Here is a 14927-nt window from a genome sequence, read left to right as displayed (position 1 = left end):
TGGTCGGGGCCCTGCCGCAGGTCGGCGTGGCGGTGCGGCAGAATCGCCGGCATGGACATCGACTGGGAGCGGCTGCGCGCCGCCGCCACCGAGGTCATGCGGCACGCCTACGTGCCGTACTCGAAGTTCCCGGTCGGGGCCGCCGCCCTGGTCGACGACGGCCGGATGGTGGTCGGCTGCAACGTCGAGAACGCCGCGTACGGGGTGGTGCTCTGCGCCGAGTGCGGCGTGGTCTCCGCGCTGCACGCCTCCGGTGGTGGCCGGCTGCTGGCGCTGTCCTGCGTCGACGCCACCGGTGAGCCGCTGATGCCGTGCGGCCGGTGCCGCCAGTTGCTCTGGGAGAACGGCGGCCCGGAGTGCCTGGTCGAGGCGAAGGGCGGGCCGCTGCGGATGGCCGAGCTGCTGCCGCACGCGTTCGACGTGGCGGACCTCGACGCGGTGGTGGCGCAGGCCCCGGTGCCGGTGGTGCCGGAGCGGCTGGCCGCCTGGCGTGGTCGGGGCACCGTCTTCGTGCACCCCGACCTCTCCGCCGGTCGACAGGTCTGGACGGCGTACTGGGAACGGTCGGCCGGCGACGACGCCGCCGCCGAGACCGGCGTGCTGGAGGAGGGGCCGAGCTGGGGTGCCCCGGACGGGGCCGTCACCTGGGGACACGCCCGCACGCCCCGGGTGGTGGTGGTCGACGCCACCGGCAGCATGTACTGGGCGGGCGAGGGCGAGCCGCCGGCGGAGATCCCGGTCCGCTGGTCCGGCCCGGGCGAGGAGGAACAGTGACGAACGGGTTCGCCGCGGTCGACGTGATCCGCGCCAAGCGGGACGGCGGGGCGCTGTCCGACGCGCAGATCGACTGGGTGGTCGACGCGTACACCCGGGGTGAGGTGGCCGACGAGCAGATGTCGGCGCTGGCCATGGCGATCCTGTTGCGCGGCATGACCGCCCCGGAGATCGCCCGCTGGACGGCCGCGATGATCGCCAGCGGAGAACGGCTCGACCTGTCCGCGGTGGACCGGCCGACTGTCGACAAGCACTCCACCGGTGGCGTCGGTGACAAGATCACCCTGCCGTTGACCCCGCTGGTCGCGGCGTGCGGCGCGGCCGTGCCGCAGCTCTCCGGGCGGGGGCTCGGCCACACCGGCGGCACGCTCGACAAGCTGGAGTCCATCCCGGGCTGGCGGGCCGCGCTGCGCAACGACGAGTTCATCGCCCAGCTCCGCGAGGTGGGCGCCGTCATCTGCGCGGCCGGCGCGGGCCTCGCCCCGGCCGACCGCAAGCTGTACGCGCTGCGTGACGTCACCGGCACCGTCGAGGCGATCCCGCTGATCGCCAGCTCGATCATGAGCAAGAAGATCGCCGAGGGCACCGGCGCGCTGGTGCTCGACGTCAAGGTCGGCTCCGGCGCGTTCATGAAGCACGTCGACGACGCCCGTGAGCTGGCCCGGACGATGGTCGAGCTGGGCGGAGCGCACGGCGTGCGGACGGTCGCCCTGCTCACCGACATGTCCACCCCGCTCGGCCTGGCCGTCGGCAACGCGGTCGAGGTCGCCGAGTCCGTGCAGGTGCTGGCCGGCGGCGGCCCGGCCGACGTGGTCGAGCTGACCCTGGCGCTGGCCCGGGAGATGCTCGACGCCGCCGGCCTGCCGGACGCCGACCCGGCCGCCGCCCTGCGCGACGGTCGGGCGATGGACGCCTGGCGGGCGATGGTCCGGGCGCAGGGCGGCGACCCGGACGCGCCGCTGCCCGGGGCCGCCGAGGTCGAGGTGGTGCGCGCCGAGACCGACGGGTTCGTGGCCGCCGTCGACGCGTACGCGATCGGGGTGGCCGCCTGGCGGCTCGGCGCGGGCCGGGCCCGCAAGGAGGACCCGGTCGCCGCCGGGGCCGGGGTGGTGCTGTGCCGACGTCCCGGCGACCCGGTGCGGGCCGGTGATCCCCTCTACGAGCTGCGCGCCGACGACCCCGGCCGGATTCCCGCCGCGCGGGCCGAGGCGGCCCGCGCCGTCCAGGTCACGCCCACCGCGCCGACGCCGACGCCGCTGGTCATCGACCGGATCGACGGGGTACGGGCGGACCGGTGACCGTGGTGCCCGCGCCCGACCCGGCGGCCGTCCGCGAGGCCAGCCTCGACGAGGTGGGCCGGCTCGGGCTGCCCGTCCCCCCGGCGCGGTTCCCGCTGGTCTGGGAGCCGGAGGACGAGGTGACCCTGCGGCCGACAGGCGAGGTCGAGGCGCGGATCGCGGTGCTGCACCTGATCCAGGCCCGGTGCTTCGGCATGCCGGCCGACGCGGCGATGAGCTGGCTGCTCGGCTCCCGGCTGGTCGACTCGGTCACCCCGCCGGAGTGGGACTTCATCACCGTCGGCAAGGGCGACCACCGGTCGTTCGTGCTGCACCACGACGCCCTCTTCGCGTTGACCTGGGTGCTCGGCCTCACCAAGCAGCTCGACCCGTCCCTGCCGGTCGACGAGGACCTGGTGACGAAGCTGCCGAACATCGCCGCCGGGGAGACCTTCGACCAGTGGCGGTCCCGGCTGCTCGTCGCCCCGCAGCATCCCGCCGACGCGGCGGCCCTGCTCGACCTGCACTACTGCCTGGACTGGGCGTTCCTGGAGTCGGAACGGGACGGGCGGCCCCTGCCGGGCGTCATCGACTCGCACGCCATCGGGCAGCGCCGGTGGGCGTTGGAGTGGGCGGTGGTGCTGCTCGGGCCGTACCACGACCCGGCGTCGGGTTGGGAAGAGGTCGACCTCTCCACCTGACCGGCGCGCGGCGTTCCCACCTGACCGGCGCGCGGCGCGGTCAGGCCGGTCGCCAGACGGCGAGGTGGACGGCCACGGTCGCGGTGACCGGTTCGGCGAGGCCGGCGATCCGCGCGGCGAGCCGGGCCGGGTCGCGGTGCCAGGCGCTCGGCCCCATCCCGACCAGCGTCTCCACCTCCGGTCGGGTCAACGTCAACCGGGCCCGGCGCACCGTGTCACGTTCCGGCGTGAAGTGCCCGCCGAGGCTGCCGGCGACCCGCTCGGCCTTCGCCGGGTCCACCCGGAGCAGGTCGAGCGCCCCGACCAGCTCGGTCAGGTGCTCCTCGGCCGGGGTGACCACCAGCAGCGCCCCGTCCGGGCGCAGGACCCGACGGAACTCCGCCCCGTTGCGCGGCGCGAACACGTTGAGCAGCAGCGCCGTCGAGGCGTCCGCCAGGGGCAGCCGCTGCCAGGTGTCGGCCAGCGCGGCGCCGGCCCTGGGGTGGGCGCGGGCCGCGCGGCGCAGCGCCGGCTTCGACACGTCCAGGGCCAGACCGACGGCGTCGGGCAGCGCCGCCAGCACCGCCGCCAGGTGCCTACCGGTGCCCGCCCCGGCCTCCACCACCAGCGGGTACGCCCCCGCCTCGCCCGCCCCCGCCTCGCCCGTCCCCGCGTCGGCGGTCGCGGGCCTGCGGGCGCGGGAGAGCGCGTCGACGGCCGCCTCGGCGAGGGCTGTCGAGATCACGTCGTAGTGCCCGGCGGCGAGGAAGTCCGCCCGGGCGGCGACCATGGCCGCGCTGTCCCCGGTGTGCGGGCTGCGGCCGGCGAGCAGGTTGACGTACCCGTGTCGGGCGACGTCGAAGCTGTGCCCGCGCGGACAACGCAGCGTACGGGCGGCGCCGGCGACGGCCGGCGCGAGCGACCCGGCGCAGACCGGACAGCGCAACCGGTCGACGATCTCCGACTCCACGGAGGCCATCGTACGGACCGTGGTCCGGCTGACTAATGTCTGAGCATGGTCGCAATCTCGTACGAGGACATCGTCAAGGTCCCGAAGGCGCTGCTGCACGACCACCTCGACGGGGGACTGCGGCCGGCGACGGTGGTCGAGCTGGCCGCCGAGGTGGGGCACGAGCTGCCCACCACCGATCCGGAGGCGCTCGGCCGCTGGTTCGTGGAGGCGGCGAACTCCGGGTCGCTGGAACGCTACCTGGAGACGTTCGCGCACACCGTGGCGGTCATGCAGACCGCCCCGGCGCTGGCCCGGGTGGCCCGGGAGTGCGCCCTCGACCTGGCCGCCGACGGGGTGGTCTACGCCGAGGTGCGGTTCGCCCCCGAGCAGCACCTGGAGCAGGACCTCACCCTGGACGAGGTGGTGGAGGCGGTGCTCGCCGGGTTCGCCGAGGGCGCCGAGCAGGCCGCGCAGGCCGGCCGGCCGATCCGGATCGGCACCCTGCTGACCGCGATGCGGCACGCCGCGCGCTCGCAGGAGATCGCCGAGCTGGCCGTCCGGCACCGGGACGCGGGCGTGGTCGGCTTCGACATCGCCGGCGCGGAGGCGGGCTTCCCGCCCACCCGGCACCTGGACGCGTTCGAGTACCTCCAGCGGGAGAACTTCCACTTCACCATCCACGCGGGCGAGGCGTTCGGGCTGCCGTCGATCTGGCAGGCGATCCAGTGGTGCGGGGCGGACCGGCTCGGCCACGGGGTGCGGATCGTCGACGACATCGTCCTCGGCGACGACCGGCCGCTGCTCGGCCGGCTGGCCGCGTACGTGCGGGACAAGCGGATCCCGCTGGAGCTGTGCCCGTCGTCCAACGTGCAGACCGGGGCCGCCCCGTCGATCGCCGAGCATCCGATCGGGCTGCTGCGTGAGCTGCGTTTCCGGGTGACGGTGAACACCGACAACCGGTTGATGAGCGGCACCTCGATGTCCCGGGAGATGGCCCTGCTGGTGGAGGCGTTCGGTTACGGCTGGGCGGAGCTCCAGTGGTTCACCGTCAACGCGATGAAGAGCGCCTTCATCCCGTTCGACGAGCGGCTGCGGATCATCGACGACGTGATCAAGCCGGCGTACGCGAAGCTGCTGTCCTGACCGGGCCGGGATCAACGGGGCGGGTGGCCGGTGAGCAGGTCGGCCACCCGGCGCAGCGCCGTGCGGGCCCGCACGGCCTCCGCGCCCAGGCCGACCTGCCGCCGCAGCACCGTCGGCTCGTCGCGCAGCAGGGTCAGGCCGCGCCGCACCAGCACCTTCGGGGCCTTGCGCTGCTCGGCCAGGTCACGGGCCAGCCGACGGACGAAGGTCGCCCCGCGCGGCCGGCGCAGCGCGTACGCGCCGGCAAGGAGGCCCAGCTCACGGCACTCGGCGACGATCTCGGCAGCGAAAATCCCTTCGGCGACGAAGAGTGCCGATCCGGCCAGGTCGAACGTCCGGAAGGACACTCTTCGGTCTTCGCCGATCGCATAAACCGGCACTTCGGCCTTGCCGTCACGAGCCAGGCGAGCAATGGTTTCCACGGCGAACCCGGCATCCCAGGCTTCCGGGGAGTCCCAGTCGACCCGTCCGTGCCGGCGTGGCAACGTAGGGTCGTCGCCGTCCTTGTAGAAGTCGTCGAGACAGAGGACGGGAAGTCCGGTCCGGCGCGCGACGTAGGACTTTCCGGAACCCGACGGGCCGGCGAGCAGCACAACGCGGTGAGGATGCCTCATTACTGTGAGTGACTCCGGCTGGACGGGGTGCGAGCAAATAGCCAGAACATCTCACCATACGCTGGGTGAGGGACAACCTGGGCTTTCTCTTTGAGGGGCGGCGTGATGGAATCTCGGAGGTCCGACCCGAGGGGTCGGCCGCTGCGCGTTGCCCAGCGCAACGTAGCGGATCCGGAGACGGCGAGGGCGGTGACGTGAGTAGGCGACCGAAGACGGCGGGCTCCTTCGTGTCGCGGTTGCGTCGGCCAGCCGGTCGACTCCGTGACATGCCGATCTGGTCGAAGCTCGGCCTCATCATGATCATGCCGACGATCGCCACGGTGGTCGTGGGCACCACCGGTCTCGTCGACGGCATGGACACCCTGGGTAACGCCAACCGGGCCGGTGACCTGGCGAACCTCACCGACCACTCCGGCGCGCTGGTCGACAGCCTCCAGGACGAGCGGGCCGCCGCGGTGCTGCTGCTCGGGGCCAACAACCAGACCCGGGAGCAGTACAACAAGGCGTACACCGAGGTGCACAAGCGGGTCGACGCGGCACGCGGGCCGTACCTCTCCCAGCGGGGCAGCCTGGACGACCTCCCGGCGAACTTCGACAAGGTGCTCGACCGGATCGACCAGAGCCTGGCCGACCTGCCCGGCACCCGCAGCCAGGTGTTCAACAGCCGGCTCCCGCTGACCGACGCGGCCCGTTCCTACGAGGGTCTGATCAACGACCTGCTGGACGTCCGCGACTCGGCCAGCCAGCTCGCCGGCAACACCGACCTGAGCGAGCGGATGCGGGCCGCCGCGGCCACCGCCCGGGCCAAGGAGTTCCTCTCCGTACGCCGGGTCGTGGTGCACCGGGCGCTGATCCAGGGCTCGATGACCCCGGTGCTGCGCACCGACTACATCGCCACCGGCACCGGCCAGCAGCAGGCGTTGCAGAGCTTCCAGTCGGTCGCCAACCAGACCGAGTCCGAGCTCTACCAGCAGACCGTCGCCGGCTCCGACCAGCGCCAACTGGAGAACTACCTCGGCTGGATCAACGGCAACAGCAGCGAGAGCATGGCCGGCGCGCCGTTCGGCGCGAACGAGTGGGACGCGGCCACGGTCGCCAACGCCAAGCTGATCCGTACCGTCGAGGAGCGCCTCGACGGCGACGTGGTCGGCCTGGCCGGCCAGCTCCGCTCCGACGTGCAACGCCGGGTGTTCCTGGAGACCGGTCTGCTGCTCAGCATGCTGCTGCTGGCGATCTTCTTCGCCTACCTGGTCGCCCGGTCGATGGCCCGCTCCCTGCGTGACCTGCGGCACGGCGCGCTCTCCATCGCCGAGCACGGCCTGCCCCAGGCGGTGTCCCGGTTGCGTGACCCCAAGGTCACCGGCCAGCTCACCCCGATCCAGTTGGCCAACCAGATCGCCGAGCCGCTGCCGGTGCGCAGCCGGGACGAGTTCGGTCAGGTGACCGAGGCGTTCAACGCGGTCCACCTGGAGGCCGTCCGAACGGCGGCCGAGCAGGCCGCGCTCCGCGCGTCCGTGGCGACCATGTTCGTCAACCTGGCCCGCCGGTCGCAGATCCTGGTCGACCGGCTGATCGGCCACCTCGACCGGCTCGAACGCGGCGAGGAGGACCCGGACCGGCTGGCCGAGCTGTTCCAGCTCGACCACCTGGCCACCCGGATGCGCCGTAACGACGAGAACCTGCTGGTCCTGGCCGGCGCGGACTCCACCCGCGTCCAGCGGGAGCCGGCCGCCCTGATCGACGTGCTGCGCGCCGCGCAGTCCGAGGTCGAGCACTACACCCGGATCGAGTTCGGCGTGATCGACCGGGACCTCGAGGTCGCCGCGCACGCGGTCAACGACCTGGTGCACCTGGTCGCCGAGCTGTTCGACAACGCCACCGCCTTCTCTCCGCCGGACTCCCAGGTGATGGTGGAGGCCCGGCGGGTCGGTGACCGTGCCTCGCTGTACGTGGAGGACCGGGGCATCGGCATCAGCGTCGACCAGCTCGCCGACCTCAACGACCGGCTCGCCACGCCACCCCAGGTCGACGTCGCCGTCTCCCGGATGATGGGCCTGGTCGTGGTCGCCCGGCTGGCCTCCCGGCACGGCGTCAAGGTCGAGCTGCGACCCGGCACGGAGCGCGGCACCGTCGCTGACGTCACCCTGCCAACCTCGGTCCTGGTGCCCCGCGCCCTCTCCGGTCGGCTGTCCGGGCCGTCGGCGCTGCCCACCTCCGCGTCGCCGGCCCCCGCCGTCGGCGCCCTGCCCGCGCTGCCCAGCGGCCCGGCGTCGCCGGCGGACCGCAGCGGCGGTAACCAGGTCACCCTGGGCGGCCGGCCGTTCGAGCCGGCGTCCCGCAACGGCTCGCCGGGCTCCGCCCGTCCGCTGCCCGCCTGGTCCGACCTGACCGGCGCCGGCGCGAACGGCGCTGACGCCGGCACGTCACGTCCGTCCGGTGGGCTGGGTGACGCCTTCCCGGCGCGGTCGGCCAGCGGGCCGGGCGACGCCTTCACGCCGCGTCCGTCCGGTGGCCTGGGTGACGCCTTCCCGGCGCGGTCGGCCAGCGGAGCGGGCGACGCCTTCACGGCGGGCCCGCCCGGTGGGTCGGCCGACGCCTTCACGCCGCGTCCGTCGAACGGGCAGCAGGTCGACCCGCTGCCCCAACGTCGGGCGACGGAGGACGAGTCGGTCGACACCGGCCAGCAGCCGGTGATCCCCCGACAGACCCCGACCAGCCCGGAGGCGTGGACCCGCCAGACCCCGCTGCCGGTGTCCGGCCCGCCGGCCCCGCCGGTCTCGGCTCCGCCGGCCCAGTTCGGCCCGCCGGCCCCGCCGGTGTCCGGTCCGCCGGCGCAGGGTCGGCCCGTCTCCGGCCCGCCGGTCTCGGCTCCGCCGGCCTCGTTCGGCCCGCCGCCGGCCCGGCCGACCGGACCGCCGCCGGCCACGCCGGTCCCGCCGGCCTGGCCCCCGGTGGCCGGCGCGGAACGGGAGACCTCCACCCCGCCGGTGCCCGAGCGGCTCGCCGCCGCCCTGGACATGACCACCGAACTGCCCCGGATTCCCCGGTCGGCGAGCGACCCACCGCCCGTCGCCCCGCCGACGTCGGCCGCCCCGGCCGCGCCGACGGCCCAGGGGCCGCAGCGGTACGCGGACGAGACGATGGAGCTGCCGATCTTCCGGGAGCTCGAATCCGCCTGGTTCCGTACCCGGCGACCGGTCAACGACGAGACGGCCGGCGGCGCCGGCGCCCCCTCGGGGAGCCTGGACACCGCCCAGACGCAGCAGTTCGCCGCGGTCGACCCCGCCCGTGCGGCCGTACCGAGCACAGCAGGGACGACAGGTAACGCACCGATGGCAACGAACACCGGCGGCATGCCGCGTGACAACGGCGCGACGACCAACGGGAGCGCCCGCCCCGCGTACGCGGAGAGCGTCGCCGGTCGACGGGACCCGCACCCGACCGGCTCGCCCTGGCAGACCGCGGCGGACGACGGCTGGCGCGCGGCCAGCGCCGCCAGCGAGGTGCCCGTGGTGGAGACCACCCAGACCGGCCTGCCCAAGCGGGTGCCGATGGCACAGCTCGTGCCCGGTGGGGTGGAGAAGCCGACCACGGCGGTGCACCGGCGGACGCCGGAGGCGGTACGCGGACTGCTCTCGGCATACCATCGGGGCGTGCAACGTGGCCGTAGCAACCCCGCGGACGGTCACTCGTCCGGCTCGGAGGGGACTCCGGGACGGCAGTCCTCGCAGTCTGGCTCAGGCCCCAGGGCCGCGAGCGGGCAGAAGGAGCAAGAAGGATGACAACTACGCAGGATCTCGGTTGGCTGCTGGCCAACTTCGCCGACCGGGTGCCCGGTGTCGCGCACGCGGTCGCCGTCTCCGCGGACGGCCTGCTGCTCGCGGCGTCCCGGGACCTGCCGCGCGACCGCGCCGACCAGTTGGCGGCGATCGCGTCCGGGCTGGTCAGCCTCACCCAGGGGGCGGCCCGGTGCTTCGAGGGTGGCGCCGTGCTGCAGACCGTCGTCGAGATGGACAACGGCTTCCTGTTCCTGATGTCCATCTCGGACGGCTCGTCGTTCGCGGTGCTCGCCGCGCGCAGCAGCGACGTGGGGCAGGTCGGGTACGAGATGGCGCTGCTGGTCGACCGGGTCGGCGACGCCCTGACCCCGCAGCCGCGAGCCGCCGCGGGAATGCTGGGTTGAGACGGACGCTGGCCGTAGGGTCGGCGGGGCAACAACACGAGAGTCGACAGGTTCCACCGGGGCGAGCCGGTGGCGGGTACGCAGAAGGAGGTGAGCGGCGACATGGCTGATCGTGACGAGCCGACCGGCGCGCTGGTCCGTCCATACGCCGTCACCCGCGGGCGTACCCGTCCCCGGCTCGACATCGCCCTGGAGGCGCTCGTCGAGACGACGGTGCGTGGTCGGACGGCCGCCAACGGAAACGGCGGCCAGGGCCGGGAGCACCAGTACATCGCCTCGCTGTGTGACGGACGGTTGCAGTCGCTGGCCGAGATCGCGGCGCGGATGCAACTGCCACTCGGGGTGGCCCGGGTGCTCATTGCCGACATGGCTACGGACGGCCTGGTCGCGGTGCACGAGCCGACCATCCTGGACGACTCCGATGACGCGGTGGGCACTGAACTGCTGGAGAGGGTGCTGAGTGGACTTCGCAGGCTCTGACATGTCGCACCGGTCGCCGACTCCGTCGAGCGGGCGCGTGACATCGGCGAAGATCGTTATCGCCGGTGGTTTCGGCGTTGGCAAGACGACGCTGGTCGGCTCGGTTTCGGAGATCACGCCACTGACCACCGAGGCCATCATGACCTCGGCGGGTGTGGGCGTCGACGACACCCGGCAGGTGCCGGGCAAGACGACGACCACCGTGGCGATGGACTTCGGTCGTATCTCGATCGACCGGGACCTGATCCTGTACCTCTTCGGTACGCCGGGTCAGACGCGGTTCTGGTTCATGTGGGACGAGCTGGTCCGGGGCGCGATCGGCGCGGTGGTGCTGGTCGACACCCGCCGACTGGCCGACTGCTTCGCGGCCATCGACTTCTTCGAGCACCGCCGGCTGCCGTACCTGATCGCGATCAACTGCTTCGACGGGATGCAGTACCACGACCCGCAGGACGTCCGGGACGCGCTGGCGATCTCCCCGGAGGTGCCGGTGGTGGCCTGCGACGCCCGACACCGGGAGTCGACCAAGCACGTGCTGATCTCGTTGGTCGAGTACGTGCTGACCATGCGCCGCTCCCGGGCGGTCGCACCGGCCTGACGGCCACCGTCCCACCGCCCGGCCCGGCGCGCTCTGCCGGCGACCCGGGCGGTGTGTCGTCGGTGGCCGTCCACCGTCACCCGGCCCGCCGCTGACCGCGCGGTCGGCGGCGCGTCGGCCGTGGTCGCCGGGTGGGGCGACGTCCGCCGACCGGTCAGGAGATCCGGACCCAGCTTCCCCGGTTGACCGTGTACTCACCGAGCGAGTCCCGCTCCATGCCGCCGTGCCGGATCGGCGTGAACGCGTACGAGCCGGCGATGCCCTCGGTCACCTGGCTCTGCAGGTACGCTCGCAGCCGGCCACGGTCGACGCTGCCGGCGAACCGGGCGGCGTCGACCACCAGCCGCAACGCGTCGGCCGCGTACGGGGCGAAACCGCTGAACCCGCCGTGCCGCTGGATGTAGCGGAACACGAAGTCCCGGCGGGCCAGCGCGGCCGTGGTGGTGTTGGTCAGGGTGGACCCGGCCAGGCTGATCGGGTGCACCGCGAACGCGCCCTCGACCGCCTCGGCGTTCCGTCCGGCCAGGGTGTCCTCCACCACCGCGCCGGAGTCGAAGAAGATCAGCCCCCGGTGGCCGGCCTGCCGCAGGGCCCGCGCGGCGGCGCCCGAGTTCGGCGCGGTGCCCCAGACGACCACCCCGTCCGGGTCGCCGGCCACCGCCCGTCGGGCGGCCCGGCCGAGGCTCTGCCCGGTGTCCGGCAGCCGTACCGTGCGGAGCAGTTCGACGTCGCCGGCGCGGAGGGCCTCCGGAACGGCCCGTACGCCCGAGTCACCGTGCAGCCCGGACTCGGCCAGCAGGACGACCCGTCGGGCCTCCTGCGCCTCGATGAGCCGGCTCAGCCGCCACGCCACGTCGGTGGCGTCCGGCGTCAGCTTGTAGACGTAGGTGCGGTCGGTGGCGGGGGAGACGATGCCGTCACCCGGCGCGAGGGAGATGAACGGGATCCGGCGCTCCTGGGCGACCGCCACCATGGCCATGGAGACCTCGGTGAGCGCCCCGCCCACCAGCACGTGCACCGCGTCCGACCCGGCCAGCGCGGCGGCCTGCCGGGCGGCCTGCCCCGGGTCGCTGCCGTTGTCCTGGATCTCCAGCCGGACGCTGCGGCGCAGGTTCCCCACCGGCACGCCGTCGGCGCTGAGGGAGTCCTGGGCGATGCGCAGCGCCCGCTCCTGGAGCACCCCGAGGGCGGCCCCGCGACCGGTCAGTTCGAGGCTCGCCCCGATCACGATCTCGTGCGGGCCGTCACCGGCGCGGGGGGCCTCGTCGTCCGGCTGCCCGTCCCGGCCGCAGGCTGCCAGCAGCAGGGTGCTCGCCGCGGCGGTGAGCACCCCCCGGCGGGTCAGCCGGGACGGGTCGGATGCCGGTGTCGCCATGAGTCGCCCTCCCACGCCTCCCGGCGGCGCCCGCCGCCGGGTGTTCCGCGGGAATGCTGCCGGCCGTCCCTGACCAGCGTCAACTCATGTGGTCAGGAACACGCAGGTCAGCGGCCCTTTGATCCACTCAGGACGGAGCACGCGGGCGGTCAGGAGCGGTAGCCGGCGGAGCGGTACTCGTACTCCCGGTCGTCGTCGCGGTCACCGGTGTCGCGGCTGAAGTCCCAGCCGCCGGCGGCCTCCCGGCCCGGTCGTCCGCCCACCGCGAAACCGCCGATCTCCTGTCCCCGACGCCAGCCCCGGAAGTAGCCGGTGGTGTTCTCGGCGAGGCTGGCAGCGTCCCGGACGATCCGCAGCGGGCGTTCCTCGCGCAGGGGGGAGCCGGGGACCAGGTTGGCCTGCGGCACCCGGCGCGGCAGCCCGGCGGGCGTGGCGTCGCCCATCACCGGGCGGGCCGCCTGCTCGGCCGCCTGCCAACCGGTGTCCGCCAGGCTGGACCAGTCGACCTCGGCTTCCTCGGTGTGCCCGACGAACCAGGCGGACTTCGCCTGAGCGAAGATCAGCAGGTCACCGTCGCCCTCGTCGGACACCGGCGGTCGCCGCTGCTCGGCGGCGGGCCGTTCCGGGCGGTGCTGCTCGGCGGCGGGTCGCTCGGGCCGACGGTGCTGCTCGGCGGCGGGTCGCTCGGGACGGTGGTACTGCTCGGCGGGCCGTTCGGGCCGACGGTGCTGCTCGGCCGGCCGCTCCGGACGGGCCGGCTCCGGGCGGTCGACCAGCCGCAGCGGCGGGGTCTCCAACCGGGGGTCGGTGGAGGGGTTGAGGACGTCCCGCGAGCCGGCGTCGCGGCCGGCGCGCGACGCGCGGTCGATCGGCGGGATGAAGGTGGTGCGCTCGGCGGGCGACTCGCCGCCCCGGGGGGCCGGACCGGACCCGGCAAGGGCGGCCGGCTCGGTGGCGTCCCGACCCGTCGACTGGGGGGCGATCCGGGTGGACCTGCCGGCCGGCGGCGGCTCCACCAGGCGCAGCACCGGAGGCTCCGGCGGCAGGTCGTCGGCCAGCCAGGGCGGCGTGACCCGGTCGGCGCGACCCGGGTCGGTCGGCGCGTCGACCTGCCGGTCGGGCCGCTCCTGCGCGGAGCGCGCGACCGGGTTGCGGGGCGAGCTGTCGGCCGGGTCCTCCGGGTTGTTGACCAGCGGCCAGTTCGCCCGGGAGCCGGGCGGCGGAGCGTCCTGCTGCTCGGGCCGGGGGGCCGGCACCGGGACGCTCAGGTCGGTGACGGCGAAGCCACCGGTCGGCGAGTCCGGGGTGGTCTTCGGGCGCGGCGGGATGACCGTCCGCTGCCGCTCGGCCCGGGCGTTGTTGATCGCGGCGGTGGTCAGCGTCGGCCGGAACGGCTCGCCCGCCTCGGCCGGTGAGTGGGGGCCCCGCTGCGCCGGCGGGATCGGGGTGATCCCCGGTGGCGGCGGAGGAGGAGCGGACACCGGCCGGTTGGCCGGCGTCACCTCGTCCCGGCGCGGCAGGCCGGCGGTGTCCCCCCGGCCGGGCAGGCCGGCGGTGTCGTCGCGGCGCGGCAGGTTGGTGGTGTCCCCCCGGCGGGGCGGGCCGGCGGGCTCGCGGCGCTCCAGAGGGTTGACCGAGGCGGCCGGGTTGATCGAGGCGGCCGGAGCGACCGGGATCGGCGCGGTCGGCGGCGGGGCCACCGGAGCCGGCGCCACCGGGGGCGGGCCGAGCGGCCGGGGCGGGGTGGGCAGTCCACCGCCGGAGACCGGCTCCGGTCGGCTGCGCCGGCCGCCCGAGGGCGTCGGCTGCGGGTCACCCGGGGTGACCGCGCGCAGGGCGGGAACGCCGGCGCCGGCGAGGTCGGCCACCGGCTCGCCCCGGCGGGCGGCGGCCCGACGGCCGGGGGCCGGCGACGGGGCGCTGACCCGGGCGCTGAGCGCGCCGACCAGGGCGTCACAGCCGGCGTCGCAGGCACGGACCGAGGCGACCGCCTGGCGCACCGTCTCCGCCACGGCGGAGGTGAGCGCCCGGCTGACCGCGGCGCGGCGGGGCGTCTCGGCGATGGCCACCCGCAACGCGGTGACCGCCTCGTTGATCGACTCGGCGTCGGCGACGCCGTCGGCGGCGAGATGCGCGGCGATGGCGTCCGCCGCGACCGAGACGTCCCGGCCCCGGGCGATGGTGCCGCCCAGCATGCCGGGCTCCGGCAGCGCGTCGAGCACGGCCAACGCGACCGGCTCGGCCGGGTCGGGGTAGGCGCGCAACGCGGCCGGGTAGAGCTCACGCAGCACCTCACGCAGCGCCACCGCGGCCGAGTGCCGGCCGCTGGCGAGCGCGGCGTGCGCGGACAGGACCTGCTTGTAGCCGGCCAGGTCCCGCGGCGCCGGCAGGCTGACCGCGGAGAGCGCCCCGGCCTGCAACGCCCGGGCCAGGCCGACGGCCCGGCGCTCCGCCGGTGGGGACTGCATCTCCTCCAGGGAGTCGTCGTCGGCGAACCGCTCGGCGAAGTCGTCGACCGCGTCGTCGTCGGCGATGGCCAACGGCCGGCCCGCGGCGCTCAGCAGCGACGTGACCGTGTGGTCGTCGCTGTCGGCGGCGATCGCCACTCCGCTCGGCCCGCCGGAGCGCTCCACGAGCAGCGCGACCAGTCGGGCGTAGCCGGCCGGATCGTCGCCGATCTCGCAGACGTGGAGCAGCCGGCCTGCGTCGTCGACCACAGCGGACGTCAGCGTCGAACCGGCCGAAGCCGGTCGGTCCGCTGAGTCTGCCGAGGCAAGACCGCAGTACACGCGCACGAGCGCCACGGCGTCGTCCTCCTCCCGGGTTTCTGTGCCAGAGACTGATGCTCCCC

Annotated in this window: 12 protein-coding genes; 8 read left to right on the top strand and 4 right to left on the bottom strand. The window is 74.7% G+C overall.

From position 1 onward, the window contains the following. The first annotated feature begins 51 nt into the window (after positions 1-51). The 3 genes from O7606_RS14730 to O7606_RS14720 are packed head-to-tail and all read left to right on the top strand — an operon-like array spanning position 52 to position 2752. Positions 52-774, top strand: coding sequence for a cytidine deaminase (locus O7606_RS14730; protein WP_281594600.1), 723 nt, complete (start codon positions 52-54; stop codon positions 772-774). Then, positions 771-2072, top strand: coding sequence for a thymidine phosphorylase (locus tag O7606_RS14725; RefSeq protein ID WP_281594599.1), 1302 nt, complete (start codon positions 771-773; stop codon positions 2070-2072). Before O7606_RS14730 ends, O7606_RS14725 begins: the two co-directional genes overlap by 4 nt. Continuing rightward, positions 2069-2752: a DUF4272 domain-containing protein gene (locus O7606_RS14720; protein ID WP_281594598.1), complete on the top strand. Its 684-nt coding sequence runs from the start codon at positions 2069-2071 to the stop codon at positions 2750-2752. Before O7606_RS14725 ends, O7606_RS14720 begins: the two co-directional genes overlap by 4 nt. A 40-nt stretch (positions 2753-2792) precedes the next feature. Here the strand turns inward: O7606_RS14720 and O7606_RS14715 are convergent, their stop codons facing one another. Next, positions 2793-3701 carry a putative RNA methyltransferase gene (locus O7606_RS14715; protein ID WP_281594597.1) on the bottom strand — a complete coding sequence of 303 codons (909 nt, stop codon included), beginning with the start codon at positions 3699-3701 and terminating at the stop codon, positions 2793-2795. 45 nt (positions 3702-3746) lie between these two features. Here O7606_RS14715 and O7606_RS14710 point away from each other — a divergent pair, with 45 nt between their 5' ends. Next, positions 3747-4826, top strand: coding sequence for an adenosine deaminase (locus O7606_RS14710; RefSeq protein WP_281594596.1), 1080 nt, complete (start codon positions 3747-3749; stop codon positions 4824-4826). 11 nt (positions 4827-4837) lie between these two features. Here the strand turns inward: O7606_RS14710 and O7606_RS14705 are convergent, their stop codons facing one another. Continuing rightward, entirely contained in the window at positions 4838-5419 is a 582-nt protein-coding gene (locus O7606_RS14705) for an ATP-binding protein (protein WP_281594595.1), read from the bottom strand. 215 nt (positions 5420-5634) lie between these two features. Between O7606_RS14705 and O7606_RS14700 the strand changes: the two genes are divergently transcribed. The 4 genes from O7606_RS14700 (at position 5635) to O7606_RS14685 (ending at position 10701) form a co-directional block, all read left to right on the top strand. Then, positions 5635-9222, top strand: coding sequence for a nitrate- and nitrite sensing domain-containing protein (locus O7606_RS14700; protein WP_281594594.1), 3588 nt, complete (start codon positions 5635-5637; stop codon positions 9220-9222). Further along, entirely contained in the window at positions 9219-9623 is a 405-nt protein-coding gene (locus tag O7606_RS14695) for a roadblock/LC7 domain-containing protein (protein WP_281594593.1), read from the top strand. Before O7606_RS14700 ends, O7606_RS14695 begins: the two co-directional genes overlap by 4 nt. 102 nt (positions 9624-9725) lie before the next feature. Next, entirely contained in the window at positions 9726-10103 is a 378-nt protein-coding gene (locus tag O7606_RS14690; RefSeq protein WP_281594592.1) for a DUF742 domain-containing protein, read from the top strand. 1 nt (position 10104) lies between these two features. Next, positions 10105-10701, top strand: a complete 597-nt coding sequence (locus O7606_RS14685; RefSeq protein WP_281594591.1) for an ATP/GTP-binding protein — start codon at positions 10105-10107, stop codon at positions 10699-10701. 154 nt (positions 10702-10855) lie between these two features. On the opposite strand, the gene O7606_RS14680 is transcribed toward O7606_RS14685, so the two are convergent. After that, positions 10856-12076 carry an ABC transporter substrate-binding protein gene (locus tag O7606_RS14680; protein WP_281594590.1) on the bottom strand — a complete coding sequence of 407 codons (1221 nt, stop codon included), beginning with the start codon at positions 12074-12076 and terminating at the stop codon, positions 10856-10858. 149 nt (positions 12077-12225) lie between these two features. Continuing rightward, positions 12226-14880: a transposase gene (locus O7606_RS14675; protein ID WP_281594589.1), complete on the bottom strand. Its 2655-nt coding sequence runs from the start codon at positions 14878-14880 to the stop codon at positions 12226-12228. Positions 14881-14927: the final 47 nt, after the last annotated feature.

It is taken from the genome of Micromonospora sp. WMMD882, from assembly GCF_027497255.1.
Lineage (GTDB): Bacteria > Actinomycetota > Actinomycetes > Mycobacteriales > Micromonosporaceae > Micromonospora.
The sequence above is the reverse complement of the archived record's forward strand: the minus strand, read 5'-3'. Positions and strand labels throughout refer to the sequence as shown.